Here is a 13654-nt window from a genome sequence, read left to right on the forward strand (position 1 = left end):
CAGCGGCCTGTGGAAGACCGGGGAGAACGCCGTACGGCCGCCACTCACACGAGTGACGGCCGTACGGAATCGCTGTCCTGAGACGGGAATCGCTGTCCTGAGACGCTACTCAGCCCGGATAGACCGGTGCAGTGCCGTCCTTGTCCACCTTCTGCCACTGCGCGCCCGAAGGCAGTTGCACGATCCCGTCGTCGTCCGAGTAGGCCACGAGCGGTACCCGTTCGTCCTCGGAGGCGGCGATCGCCTTCACGCCCGAGAGGGCGGCGGGCGCCAGTCCGTCGAGCGTGGAGCCGTCGACCTGGACGTACCGCATCTGGTGCACACCCCCCTGCTCCCGGCCGACCACGACCAGCCTGCTGTCGCCGGCCCAGGACATCGCGTTGACCAGCTCCATGTCGGGCGCGGCCGGACGCGGACGGACCACCGCGGGCGCGTCACCCGTCCTGTCGTCACGCTCGATACGGCCGATGAGCAGCGACTGCTTGCCGTCCTTCTCCACGACCAGCGCGACCCGCACCCCGTCGGCGGCCACCCGCACGTCCCGGATGCGTCCGGGCAGGTCGGGAAGGGTGACCTCCACCGGCTTGCCGGCGCCCTGCTCCACGACGTACAGCCGTTGATGGCGGGGGTCGCGGTCGGCCACCCACAGGTCGCCACGGGCGTCCCAGCTCGGCTTGGTCAGCCTGTCCTCGGCCGGGTTCAGACCCTGGCTGGTGACGACGGGATCCCCGAACCCGGCCCCCGCGTCCAGCGAGGTCACGTACATCGACTTGCCGTCGAGAGCGACGCCGGCCACCGTGCGCTCGTCGCGGGAGACGGCCACCGACTGCAGCTGCCGGGTCCCCTCACCGAGCGCGCCCGGCACCGCGGCGCTGCCGGTCGCGGCGGATCCGGTCGACCGCCGGACCAGCCGGTGCTTGCCGTCGAGGAAGTACAGGTAGTCGGGACTCTCCGCGGAGGCGCGCCAGGCGACGGACTCGGCGCGCGCCTCCGTCTGCTCGCACAGCCGGCGACCGCCGGGCCCCCGCAGCGCGACCGACTCCAGCGTCGGCGTCAGGTTCCGCAGCGTGAACATCAGCTGGGTGGCCATCTCCTCGCATCTGGCCGGCGCGACCCGGGAGGCCTTGCCGTTCAACGGCACCGTGAGCCGGTTCTCGTCGTCCGGGGTCAGCCCCGACACGCCGTGCTGCAGCGCCGTACCGGTCGGGAAGCTGGACCTGACGACCGGCTCCAGCCAACTGGTGGGCCCCTTCAGCAGCGAGCGCACCATCTGGGTCAGGGGGTCGACCTTGCTGCGCACGAACACCGGGTCGGCGACCGCCACCGACTGCCCGGTCGCGCCGACCCGGGTGTGGGTGGAGAAGTAGTACTTGTCGACGGACGTGTAGTTGCGCTGGAAGTCGGACTTGCCCATGACGACGCCCTCGGGCGGCGCGTCGATGCGCCACTGCCTGCTCTTCGCGTCCTTCGTGAGGTGCACCTTGAAGCGGTAGGAGCCGCTGTCGGGCTCGTACGCCTGCCGCTCGTCCACCGCGGCCACCCGGTTGCCCGCCAGGACGTAGGTGCGGCTGTCGCCCAGTTCCCGGCCGTCCTGCGCGAGATCGGGGGGGCTGCTCGGCCCGTCGGCGAGGACGGTGGTGGAGTCCTCGGGATGCCAGGCGCGCGCGGCATCGGGGGTGAGGTACTTGCGGGCGGTGTCGTACTGCGGATCGTCGCTGGTCAGCGCTTCGAGGAAGCCCTGCAGGATCTCGTCGGAGGAGGCGTCCTCGGCCGGGGGCATGGCGAACACCCGCACCCCGGTGTCCTGCCGTGGCGTGGACTCGACGTTGCGCAGGTCCCCGCTGTCCGGCATCGAGGCGCACCCGGCCAGCAGGACGGCCCCACAGGCGGCGAGCGCCACCGCGCGACCCGGTCTGTGCCGGGCGCCCCCTTCGCGGTCAGCGCCCACGAAATGCCTCCCCTGGCTCGGTCGAGTTCTCCTGGCCGGCCGGTTCCGGACGGCCCGCGTGCGGGTCGGACACCGGGCCCGCCGGCTTGTCGTCGGCGCGGCGGCCGCCACCGGCGGGCCGGGGCACCACGCGCGCGCCGCCGGTGCCGGGCAGGGCTGCCGGGTCCGCGGTGGGGGTGACGGCGTCCCTGCGCGGCGGCAGCACCGGCACGTTCCCGCCTCCCGGCTGCATCGGAACGGTCGCCCGCTTCTCCTCGCCCCCGCGGGGCAGGCCCGCGTCGCCGAGTCCGCGGTTGCGTCGCGAGTCCTTGGGCTCCAGCGGTATCGGTGAGCCGCGCAGCGGCTCGTCCGCGGTCCGCGGCAGCGTCAGCCGGAACTGCGAGCCGCCGCCCGGCTCACCCCAGGCCTGCAGCCAGCCGCCGTGCAGCCGGGCGTCCTCCAGGGCGATCGACAGACCGAGCCCCGTCCCGCCGGTGGTACGCGCGCGTGCCGGGTCGGCCCGCCAGAAGCGGCTGAAGACACGGCCGGCCTCGCCGGGCTTGAGCCCGACGCCGTAGTCGCGCACGGCGATGGCCACCGCGCCCCCGGCGGCGGCGAGTTTGACGACGACGTCCTTGCCGTCGCCGTGCTCCACGGCGTTGACGACGAGGTTGCGCAGGACGCGCTCCACGCGCCGGGCGTCGGCCTCGGCGACGACGGGCTGCTGGTCGCCGATGACACGTATGTGGCTGCCCTTGCGCTCGGCGAGCGGCTCGGCACCGCCGACCACGCGCCGCACGACCTCCCGGAGGTCGATCGGTTCGGCCTCCAGTGCCGCCGCGCCCGCGTCGAAGCGGCTGATCTCCAGCAGGTCCGCGAGCAGCGACTCGAACCGGTCCAGCTGGTCGGCGAGCAGCTCGGCGGAGCGCGCGGTCACCGGATCGAAGTCCTCACGGGCCTCGTGGATGACGTCGGCGGCCATCCGGACGGTCGTCAGCGGGGTGCGCAGCTCGTGCGAGACGTCGGAGACGAACCGCCGCTGCATCCGCGACAGGTCCTCCAGCTGCTGGATCTTCATCTGGAGGTTCTGCGCCATCTTGTTGAAGGCCTCGCCCAGGCGCGCGATGTCGTCCTCGCCGGTGACCTTCATCCGCTCCTGCAGCCGGCCCGCGGACAGCCGCTCGGCGATCCCGGCCGCCATCCGCACCGGCGTGACGACCTGCCGCACCACCAGCCAGGCGATGGCCCCGAGCAGGACGACGACGAAGAGGCCGGCGGTCGCGAGCGTGCCCTTGACCAGGCTGAGCGACTTCTCCTCCTGCGTGAGCGGGAAGAGGTAGTACAGCTCGTAGGGGTGGCCGTTGGGGTCGTTGAGCTGCTTGCCGATGACCAGCGCGGGCTGGGATTCCTTGTCGTTGTTGTAGGCGATCCGGCTGTAGCTCTGCGCGGCGGTCGTACTGTTGTTGACCCGGTCGCGCAGGCCGCCGGGCACGCTGTCGGTCGGGCTGACGTACCCGGAACCGCGCGGGCTGCGCCCGCCGCCGGTGTCGTTGCCGACGGGCAGCGTCACCACGTCGAAGGCGCCCGCGCCACCGCTGGAGAGCGAGTCCACGAGGTCGCTCATCCACTGGATGACGTTCTGCGACTGCTGTCCGTCGGTGGCGGTGCCGTCGCCCGTGGCGGTGCCGGCAGCGGTGCCGTCGCCCGTGGTGGCCTCGTCGGCCTTCTGCCTGGCCACCGCGAACCCGCCGGTGGCCTGGCTCTGCGACGCCCTCACCTTCGCGTCCAGCAGGCCGTTGCGCACCTGCCCGATCACGACGAAGCCCAGCAGCAGCACGACGCCCAGCGACATCAGCAGGGTCGTGGCCACGACCCTGAGCTGGATGTTGCGCCGCCACAGCCGCATGAGGGGCAGCAGCGGGCGACGCACCCAGCGCATGAGCAGGCGGACGACCGGGCTGCCCTGGACCCCGCCCTGCAGCAGGCCACCCGCGAAGAGGCGTCCCCAGCGCGAACCTGCCGCCTCACGGCCGACAGGCCGCCCCGGAAGGTCCCCGGAGCGGCCGGGAGCCGAAGCGGCGCTGTCCTCGGACATGTCAGCTCGGTCCGGCCTTGTAACCGACACCACGGACGGTCACCACGATCTCCGGACGCTCCGGGTCCTTCTCGACCTTGGAGCGCAGCCGCTGGACGTGCACGTTCACCAGGCGAGTGTCGGCGGCGTGACGGTAGCCCCACACCTGCTCGAGGAGCACCTCGCGCGTGAACACCTGCCACGGCTTGCGGGCGAGCGCGACCAGCAGGTCGAACTCCAGCGGGGTCAGCGCGATCGACTGCCCGTCCCGCTTCACCGAGTGCCCGGCGACGTCGATCACCAGGTCGCCGATGGTGAGCTGCTCCGGTGCCGGCTCCTCGGACCTCCTGAGCCGGGCCCGGATCCGCGCCACCAGCTCCTTGGGCTTGAACGGCTTCACGATGTAGTCGTCGGCGCCCGACTCCAGGCCCACGACCACGTCGACGGTGTCGCTCTTGGCCGTGAGCATCACGATCGGCACCCCGGACTCCGCCCTGATCAGGCGGCACACCTCGATCCCGTCCCGGCCGGGCAGCATCAGATCGAGCAGCACCAGGTCGGGCTTGCTCTCACGGAAAGCGGCCAGCGCCTTGTCCCCGTCGGCTACGAAAGACGGCTCAAAACCTTCACCACGCAGCACAATGCCGAGCATCTCGGCCAGTGCGGTGTCGTCGTCGACGACAAGGACTCGTCCCTTCATAAACGACATCATCCCATTCTCATAACGGCGCCAGAGCTGCTGGTGAGCGAGGTCACTGGCCTGTGACGATAGTCGTACGGCGCCGTCACTGTCTGCCCGCGTCCCCCCGGCACCGCCGGACGCCGCCGGACGCCGACGAACACCGACGTCCGACGGGCCGATGTCGCCGCCGGACGCCACGGCCCCTTCGTCCACGGATCACCGTGGAATCAGGGGCCGCCGCCGTCGGTCGGCGCGACATCATCCCATCAGCCCAACGCCTCCCGGCCCGACTTGTCACACAGCTCCGCGAGCGCCTCCACCGTCACAGGGGAGACGACCCCCTCCTCCGTGACGATCGCCGTCACCAGCTCGGGCGGCGTCACGTCGAACGCCGGGTTGTACGCCTGGGTCCCCAGCGGTGCCACCGGGATCCCGCCGCCCGCCCCCGTCACCGGCGCCTGCGGCACCATGACCTCGGTCACCTCGTAGCCGGGGCGCTGCTCGACCTCGATGGACGCGCCGTCCGGCGTCCGCGGGTCCACCGTCGTCACCGGAGCCACCACGATGAACGGCACATGGTGGTACCGCGCGAGCACCGCGAGCGGATAGCTCCCCACCTTGTTCGCCACCGAGCCGTCGGCGGCGATCCGGTCCGCGCCGATGAGCACCGCGTCCACCTCGCCCGCCGCGAACAGCGAACCGGCCGCGTTGTCGGTGAGCAAGGTGTACGTCATACCGCTGCGGGCCGCCTCGTACGCCGTCAGGCGAGCGCCCTGCAGCAGCGGACGCGTCTCGTCCACCCACAGCCGTCGCAGCTGCCCGGCCCGGTGCGCGGCGAGAGCCACCGCGAACGCGGTCCCCTCCCCGCCGGACACCAGCGATCCGCTGTTGCAGTGGGTCAGGATCCGGTGCGCCCCGCCCGGCAGCAGCTCGCCCAGGAGCGCCAGCCCGTGCGCGGCCATCCGCGCGCTGGCCTCGGCGTCCTCCTGGTGCAGCGTGCGTGCCGCGGCCAGCGCGGCCGCGGCCGCCGCCGTGGTGTCGCCGCTCCTGGCGAGGGCGTCGCGGTAGGCGGCCTCGGCCCGGCGTACTCCGACGGAGAGGTTCACCGCGGTCGGCCGGGCGGCTTCGAGCGCCCGCGCGGCCTCGTCCACGTCGAAACCCCGCGCGGCGGCGAGCGCGACGCCGTACGCGCCGGCGATGCCCAGCACCGGCGCCCCGCGTACGGCGAGCGAGCGGATCGCCTCCACCAGCGCCGATGCGTCCGTACACACCAGCTCGACCTCTTCGGCCGGGAGCCTTGTCTGGTCGAGAAGGACCAGGACGGGACCTTCGGGTGGTTCCTCCCATCGCAGAACGGGTATCGCGGTCGGCTTCTTGTCGTCGCCCGTCGGCGGGTGCTGATCAGCCATGCGGTCAGTCTGCCCCGTACACGCCGGACAATTGATGGAGCACAGCGTTTACCGCGGTCGGTCACGCGGTGACCGGCCCATGGCACGATGGCTGCCAACCTGCCGCCGCGAACGCGGAAGGGCACCATGAAGGAGCTTCGATGACTGACACTCCGGGCTGGGCCTCGCCCGGATCCACCCCGTCGTCCGAGGGGCGGGAGCCCGCCGACCGTCCTGACCCCGTCGAGCCCGCCGAGCCCGCCGCACAGCCAGAGAAACAACCGCAGGAGCCGGGCTCGAAGTGGTCCGACGCGCAGCCGCCGGCCGGTCAGTGGTCCGCGCCCACGGCGGGCGCCGACTCCGGCCCGACCCCGCCGCCCGCCGGCCCGGGCTGGGGCGGAAAGGCGCCGGGTGGCCCCACCGCCGGTCCCGGTGGACACGGTGGCGGCTGGGGCGGCCCCGGCGGTCACGGCAACCCCGGTGGGTACGGGGCCTGGGGCGGCGGCTGGGGCGGTCCCCCGCCCGCGGCCAAGCCCGGCGTGATCCCGCTGCGTCCGCTCGGCGTCGGGGAGATCCTCGACGGCGCCGTCTCCACCATGCGCACCTACTGGCGTACGGTGCTCGGCATATCGCTGACGGTCGCGGCCATCACCCAGCTGTGCGTGCTCCTGCTGCGCGGCCTGGTCATGAACGAGGCCCTCGCGCCCGACAGCACGCTCAACGACCCGAGCGCCACCCCGGCCGATGTGTTCCGCGCCGCGGGGGAGGCCATGGTCAGCGGGCTCGTCGTCGTGCTGATCTCCGTGGTCGGCACCATCATCGCGACCGCCCTGCTCACGACCGTGACCAGCCGGGCCGTCCTCGGCAAGCCGGTCAGCGCCGGCGAGGCCTGGCGCGAGTCCCGCTCCCAGATCCCGAAGCTGTTCGGTCTGCTGCTCCTGCTCGGCCTCATCGGGGCGGGTGTCCTCCTCGTAGGCGCGGTGCCCGGCATCATCGCCCTCCTCCTCGGCGGCGGCGAAGCCGTGACCATCCCCCTGTTCGCCGTCGGCGTCCTGGGCGCCATCGCCGTCATGCTGTGGCTGTCGGTGCGCTTCTCCCTGGCCTCGCCGGCGCTGATGCTGGAACGGCAGGGCGTCGTGAAGTCGATGAGGCGCTCCGCCAAGCTGGTGCACGGCTCCTGGTGGCGTGTCCTCGGCATCCAGCTGCTCGCCGGACTCATCGCCAACATCGTTTCCTCGATCGTCGTGATCCCCTTCACGTTCATCGCGGTCGCGGTCAGCGGCGACGGCATGACCGACCTCTTCGGCACCGCGCCCCAGCACGTCAGCTGGGCATTCCTGATCATCAGCGGCATCGGCGCGGTGATCGGCACCATGGTCACGCTCCCGATCACCGCGGGCGTCACGGTGCTCCTCTACATCGACCAGCGCATCCGTCGCGAGGCCCTCGACCTCGAACTGGCCCGCGCCGCCGGTGTGCAGGACTACGGCACCGCCGCCGCCCCCGGCCCGCTCCCGGGGAGCTGATGCGGTGAGCCTGACGGGGGGAATGCTCACGGCGGTGCCGGCTCTGCCCGGCGCCGCCGCCTCGGCCGTACGACTCCTGTCGCGCGTGGCGCACGCGCCCCGGCCGGAACCGGACGGCTCCGGCCAGCCGCCGGTGACCATCCCACGCGAGGCCGCACGTGAGGCCGCGCGCCGCGAGCTGGCCAAGCGGATGTACCACGAGAACGACCCCAGCCTGCTCCAGCGGGCCCTGAACGCGTTCTGGCACTGGCTCGGCCGGGTACTCGGCACGGCCGCCTCGGCGACTCCGGGCGGCACGATCGGCCTCCTCGTCGTGATCCTCTTCGTCATCGCCGTCCTGGCCGCCCTGTGGTGGCGCCTGGGCACTCCGCACCGCCCGGCCACGTCCGCCGCGGCCCTGTTCGAGGACCGCCCGCGCACCGCCGCCGACCACCGCGCGGCTGCCGAGGCACACGCCGCGCAGGGCCACTGGAGCCAGGCGGTCCAAGAACGCATGCGGGCCATCGTCCGCTCCCTGGAGGAGCGGACCCTGCTCGACAACCGGCCCGGCCGCACCGCCGACGAGGCGGCCGCCGAAGCCGGCCGCTCCCTCCCCGTACACGCCGACCGGCTGCGCTCCGCCGCCCGGGAGTTCGACGACGTCACATACGGCGGCCGCGGTGCGAGCGAACAGTCGTACCGGCGCATCGCCGAACTGGACCGCGACCTGGAACGCACGCGCCCGACCCTCGCGAACAGCGCCACCAGCACGGCCCACAACACCGCCCAGGGGGCCGCCGAATGACCGCCGGGGCCACATCGCCGGCCACCTCGACCGCGCCCACCACCCGCCAGGTGTGGACCCGCACCCGAGGGATCGTCCTCGCCGTCGTGCTCCTCCTGGTCACCGCCGTCGCGATCGCCGTCGTCCGCTCCCAGACCCGGCACGGCGAACTCGACCCGCGCTCCGCCGACCCGAACGGCAGCCGCGCGGTCGCCGAACTCCTCGCCGACCGGGGGGTCTCCACGCGCGTGGTCACCTCGCTCGCCGCCGCACGCTCCGCCGCCGGACCGGACACCACCCTCCTCGTCGCCGTACCCGACCTGCTGACCCACCGCCAACAGGACCGGCTGCACTCCGCGACGGCCTCCTCCGGTGGTCGCACGGTCCTCGTGGCCGCCGGCAGCCGGTCCGTGGAGCGACTGGCGCCCGGCGTCGCCGCGGACCCCGCCACCAGCATCGGCTCCACGCTCGCCCCCGACTGCGCCCTGGCAGCGGCCCGGCGGGCCGGCCGCGCAGACACCGGCGGCATCCGGTACACGACCAGCCGACTCGACGCCGACTCCTGCTACCCGAGCGAACGTCTGGCCACCCTGGTCCGCGTCCCGGCATCCTCCGGGAACGGTGACACCGTCGTCCTCGGCGCGCCCGACATCCTCCTCAACGACCGTCTCGACGAGCAGGGCAACGCCTCGCTCGCCCTCCAACTCCTCGGCTCCCGCACCCATCTGGTCTGGTACCTCCCCTCGCTCACCGACACCTCCGTCACCGACACCCGCGACCGCGAGAGCATCCTCGATCTGCTTCCGTCGGGCTGGCTCTGGGCCACCCTGCAGCTGTTCGTCGCCGCGGCCCTCGCCGCCTTCTGGCGGGCACGCCGCTTCGGTCCCCTGGTGCCCGAGAAACTCCCGGTGGCGATCCGCGCCTCCGAAACCGTCGAGGGCCGCGCCCGCCTCTACCGCAAGGCCGATGCCCGCGACCGCGCGGCCGCCGCCCTGCGCTCCACCACCCGCACGAGGCTCGCCCCTCTCGTCGGCGTCCCCGTCGCCCAGGCGCACGCACCCGAAGCGCTGCTCCCCGCCCTGTCCGCCCACCTTCACGGCGACGGACAGGCCCAGCACTCCCTTCTCTTCGGACCGCCGCCCGCCGACGACACGGCTCTCGTCTCACTCACCGACCAACTCGACGCCCTCGAAAGAGAGGTACGCCGTTCATGACGGACCCGACCACTGACAACGCCGGGACCACCGGGAACGCGGACGCTGCCCGCGCCTCCCTGGAAGCCCTGCGCGCCGAGATCGCGAAAGCCGTGGTCGGCCAGGACCCCGCCGTGACCGGCCTCGTCGTCGCTCTCCTCTGCCGCGGACACGTTCTCCTTGAAGGAGTCCCTGGAGTAGCCAAAACGTTGCTCGTACGCGCACTCGCGTCCGCACTCGACCTCGACACCAAGCGCGTCCAGTTCACGCCCGACCTGATGCCGAGCGACATCACCGGCTCGCTCGTCTACGACACCCGCACCGCCGAGTTCTCCTTCCAGCCCGGCCCGGTCTTCACCAACCTCCTCCTCGCGGACGAGATCAACCGCACCCCGCCGAAGACCCAGTCCTCCCTGCTGGAGGCCATGGAGGAACGCCAGGTCACAGTGGACGGCACCCCGCGTCCGCTCCCCGATCCGTTCCTGGTCGCGGCCACCCAGAACCCGGTCGAGTACGAGGGCACCTACCCCCTCCCCGAGGCCCAACTGGACCGGTTCCTGCTCAAGCTGACGATCCCTCTGCCGTCCCGCCAGGACGAGATCGACGTCCTCACCCGGCACGCCTCGGGATTCAACCCGCGCGATCTGCGCGCCGCCGGTGTGCGTCCCGTCGCGGGCCCCGCCGACCTGGAGGCCGCCCGCGCCGCCGTCGCCAAGACGGCCGTCTCCCCCGAGATCACGGGCTACGTCGTGGACATCTGCCGCGCCACCCGCGAATCGCCCTCCCTCACGCTGGGCGTCTCCCCGCGTGGCGCGACAGCGCTCCTCGCCACCTCGCGCGCCTGGGCATGGCTGACGGGCCGTGACTACGTCATCCCCGACGACGTGAAGGCCCTCGCCCTGCCCACGCTGCGCCACCGGGTCCAACTGCGCCCCGAGGCGGAGATGGAGGGCGTGACCGCCGACTCCGTCATCAACGCCATCCTCGCCCACGTCCCGGTCCCCCGCTGATGGCGCTCACCGGACGTGCAGCTCTCCTCGCGGCCCTCGGCTCCATCCCCGTCGGCATCCTGGAACCGAGCTGGACGGGCATCCTCGCGGTCAACGGTCCGCTGGCACTGGCCTGCGCGTGCGACTTCGCGCTCGCGGCGCCCGTACGACGCCTCGTCCTGACCCGTTCCGGCGACACCTCCACGCGTCTCGGTGAGACCGCCGACGTCACGCTCTCCATCACCAACCCGTCCCGCCGCCTCCTGCGCGCACGGCTGCGAGACGCCTGGCCGCCCAGCAGTTGGCAGCCCGGTACCGAGGTGGAGGGCTCCCGACACCGCGTCACCGTCCCACCCGGAGAACGCCGTCGTGTCACGACCCGGCTCCGCCCCACCCGCCGCGGCGACCGCCAGGCCGACCGCGTGACCATCCGGTCCTACGGCCCCCTCGGTCTCTTCTCCCGCCAGGGAACCCACAAGGTGCCCTGGACCGTACGGGTTCTGCCCCCTTTCACCAGCCGCAAGCACCTGCCGTCGAAGCTCGCTCGATTGCGTGAACTCGACGGCCGGACCAGCGTGCTGACACGTGGTGAGGGAACCGAGTTCGACAGCTTGCGCGAGTACGTCCCCGGGGACGACACCCGCTCGATCGACTGGCGGGCCACCGCTCGCCAGACCTCGGTCGCCGTCCGCACCTGGCGCCCCGAACGGGACCGCCACATCCTCCTGGTCCTGGACACCGGCCGCACCTCGGCCGGTCGGGTGGGCGACGTGCCACGCCTCGACGCCGCTCTGGACGCGGCTCTCCTCCTGGCAGCCCTCGCCTCCCGCGCCGGCGACCGCGTGGCTCTGCTGGCCTACGACCGGCGCGCACGCGCCCTGGTCCAGGGGCGTTCCGCCGGCGACGTCCTGCCGTCCCTCGTCGAGGTGATGGCGACGCTGGAGCCGGAACTCGTCGAGACGGACGCCCGTGGTCTCACCGCCGCGGCGCTCCGTACGGCGCCTCAGCGTTCCCTGATCGTCCTGTTCACGACGCTCGACGCGGCGCCGGTGGAGCAGGGCCTGCTGCCCGTGCTCCCGCAGCTCACCCAGCGGCACACGGTTCTTGTCGCCTCCGTGGCCGACCCTCATATCGCGCGTATGGCACAGGCCAGAGGAGACGTCGAGGCGGTGTACGAAGCAGCCGCCGCTGCCCAGGCGCAGAGCGAGCGTCACCGCACGGCGGAACAGCTCCGTCGCCATGGGGTAACCGTGGTGGACGCGACGCCGGACGAGCTGGCGCCGGCACTGGCGGACGCGTATCTGGCCCTGAAAGCGGCAGGCCGGCTCTGAGGCCATGACGCTGCCTGCTCCCTCTTCGGAGGGAATATAAATCCCCCGGAACGCAGAAAACCCCCGCATCTTTCGATGCGGGGGTTTTCTCAAAAATTGTTCGGCGGCGTCCTACTCTCCCACAGGGTCCCCCCTGCAGTACCATCGGCGCTATGAGGCTTAGCTTCCGGGTTCGGAATGTAACCGGGCGTTTCCCTCATGCTATGACCACCGAAACACTATGAAACTGTTGAACTGCCGCACCGCCTTTTACAGCGGGGCTGTTCGTGGTTTCAGAACCAACACAGTGAACGCGAGCAACTGAGGACAAGCCCTCGGCCTATTAGTACCAGTCACCTCCACCCGTTACCGGGCTTCCAGATCTGGCCTATCAACCCAGTCGTCTACTGGGAGCCTTACCCTCTCAAGGAGGTGGGAATACTCATCTCGAAGCAGGCTTCCCGCTTAGATGCTTTCAGCGGTTATCCCTCCCGAACGTAGCCAACCAGCCATGCCCTTGGCAGGACAACTGGCACACCAGAGGTTCGTCCGTCCCGGTCCTCTCGTACTAGGGACAGCCCTTCTCAATATTCCTACGCGCACAGCGGATAGGGACCGAACTGTCTCACGACGTTCTAAACCCAGCTCGCGTACCGCTTTAATGGGCGAACAGCCCAACCCTTGGGACCGACTCCAGCCCCAGGATGCGACGAGCCGACATCGAGGTGCCAAACCATCCCGTCGATATGGACTCTTGGGGAAGATCAGCCTGTTATCCCCGGGGTACCTTTTATCCGTTGAGCGACGGCGCTTCCACAAGCCACCGCCGGATCACTAGTCCCGACTTTCGTCCCTGCTCGACCCGTCGGTCTCACAGTCAAGCTCCCTTGTGCACTTACACTCAACACCTGATTACCAACCAGGCTGAGGGAACCTTTGGGCGCCTCCGTTACTCTTTAGGAGGCAACCGCCCCAGTTAAACTACCCATCAGACACTGTCCCTGATCCGGATCACGGACCTAGGTTAGACATCCAGCACGACCAGACTGGTATTTCAACGACGACTCCACACACACTGGCGTGCATGCTTCAAAGTCTCCCAGCTATCCTACACAAGCCGAACCGAACACCAATATCAAACTGTAGTAAAGGTCCCGGGGTCTTTCCGTCCTGCTGCGCGAAACGAGCATCTTTACTCGTAGTGCAATTTCACCGGGCCTATGGTTGAGACAGTCGAGAAGTCGTTACGCCATTCGTGCAGGTCGGAACTTACCCGACAAGGAATTTCGCTACCTTAGGATGGTTATAGTTACCACCGCCGTTTACTGGCGCTTAAGTTCTCAGCTTCGCACGCCCGAAAGCGCACTAACCGGTCCCCTTAACGTTCCAGCACCGGGCAGGCGTCAGTCCGTATACATCGCCTTACGGCTTCGCACGGACCTGTGTTTTTAGTAAACAGTCGCTTCTCGCTGGTCTCTGCGGCCACCCCCAGCTCATGGAGTAAATCCAATCACCGGTGATGGCCCCCCTTCTCCCGAAGTTACGGGGGCATTTTGCCGAGTTCCTTAACCATAGTTCACCCGAACGCCTCGGTATTCTCTACCTGACTACCTGAGTCGGTTTAGGGTACGGGCCGCCATGAAACTCGCTAGAGGCTTTTCTCGACAGCATAGGATCATCCACTTCGCCACAATCGGCTCGGCATCAGGTCTCAGACTATGTGCTGTCCGGATTTACCTGGACAACGTCCTACACCCTTACCCCGGGACTACCATCGCCCGGGATGGACTACCTTCCTGCGT

9 protein-coding genes and 2 rRNA genes (1 of these 11 only partly in view) are annotated in these 13654 nt (G+C 70.5%); 5 read left to right on the forward strand and 6 right to left on the reverse strand.

The genetic code is table 11. The annotated features are described in order from the left end of the window. Window positions 1-109: 109 nt before the first annotated feature. The 4 genes from OIB37_RS15400 to mtnA all read right to left on the reverse strand — a co-directional run bounded on the left by OIB37_RS15400 (window position 110) and on the right by mtnA (window position 6092). Window positions 110-1948 (reverse strand): LpqB family beta-propeller domain-containing protein, encoded by a 1839-nt coding sequence (locus tag OIB37_RS15400; protein WP_330458166.1) that lies wholly within the window; start codon window positions 1946-1948, stop codon window positions 110-112. Then, entirely contained in the window at window positions 1938-4022 is a 2085-nt protein-coding gene (gene mtrB / locus OIB37_RS15405; RefSeq protein WP_330458167.1) for an MtrAB system histidine kinase MtrB, read from the reverse strand. Before mtrB ends, OIB37_RS15400 begins: the two co-directional genes overlap by 11 nt. A gap of 1 nt (window position 4023) precedes the next feature. Next, on the reverse strand, window positions 4024-4713 hold the full coding sequence (gene mtrA, locus OIB37_RS15410; protein ID WP_187279108.1) for a two-component system response regulator MtrA: 690 nt from the start codon (window positions 4711-4713) through the stop codon (window positions 4024-4026). Between the two features lie 236 nt (window positions 4714-4949). Further along, complete coding sequence (mtnA, locus tag OIB37_RS15415; RefSeq protein ID WP_330458168.1) at window positions 4950-6092, reverse strand: S-methyl-5-thioribose-1-phosphate isomerase; 1143 nt, start codon at window positions 6090-6092, stop codon at window positions 4950-4952. A 140-nt stretch (window positions 6093-6232) separates the two neighbouring features. On the opposite strand from mtnA, the gene OIB37_RS15420 reads away from it, so the two are divergent. From OIB37_RS15420 to OIB37_RS15440, 5 genes are read left to right on the forward strand one after another with little or no spacing between them, the layout of a single operon-like run. Next, on the forward strand, window positions 6233-7597 hold the full coding sequence (locus OIB37_RS15420; protein WP_330458169.1) for a glycerophosphoryl diester phosphodiesterase membrane domain-containing protein: 1365 nt from the start codon (window positions 6233-6235) through the stop codon (window positions 7595-7597). A gap of 4 nt (window positions 7598-7601) precedes the next feature. Further along, window positions 7602-8381 carry a DUF4129 domain-containing protein gene (locus OIB37_RS15425; RefSeq protein WP_330458170.1) on the forward strand — a complete coding sequence of 260 codons (780 nt, stop codon included), beginning with the start codon at window positions 7602-7604 and terminating at the stop codon, window positions 8379-8381. Next, window positions 8378-9574 carry a DUF4350 domain-containing protein gene (locus OIB37_RS15430; protein ID WP_330458171.1) on the forward strand — a complete coding sequence of 399 codons (1197 nt, stop codon included), beginning with the start codon at window positions 8378-8380 and terminating at the stop codon, window positions 9572-9574. Before OIB37_RS15425 ends, OIB37_RS15430 begins: the two co-directional genes overlap by 4 nt. Continuing rightward, window positions 9571-10563 carry an AAA family ATPase gene (locus OIB37_RS15435; RefSeq protein WP_330458172.1) on the forward strand — a complete coding sequence of 331 codons (993 nt, stop codon included), beginning with the start codon at window positions 9571-9573 and terminating at the stop codon, window positions 10561-10563. Before OIB37_RS15430 ends, OIB37_RS15435 begins: the two co-directional genes overlap by 4 nt. After that, window positions 10563-11873, forward strand: coding sequence for a DUF58 domain-containing protein (locus OIB37_RS15440; protein WP_330458173.1), 1311 nt, complete (start codon window positions 10563-10565; stop codon window positions 11871-11873). Before OIB37_RS15435 ends, OIB37_RS15440 begins: the two co-directional genes overlap by 1 nt. A 98-nt stretch (window positions 11874-11971) precedes the next feature. On the opposite strand, the gene rrf is transcribed toward OIB37_RS15440, so the two are convergent. Both rrf and OIB37_RS15450 read right to left on the reverse strand, forming a co-directional pair. Next, window positions 11972-12088: ribosomal RNA gene (gene rrf / locus OIB37_RS15445) — 5S ribosomal RNA — on the reverse strand. A gap of 87 nt (window positions 12089-12175) precedes the next feature. Continuing rightward, window positions 12176-13654: ribosomal RNA gene (locus OIB37_RS15450) — 23S ribosomal RNA — on the reverse strand; it runs 1645 nt beyond the window's last position.

This window comes from Streptomyces sp. NBC_00820 (assembly GCF_036347055.1).
GTDB lineage: Bacteria > Actinomycetota > Actinomycetes > Streptomycetales > Streptomycetaceae > Streptomyces.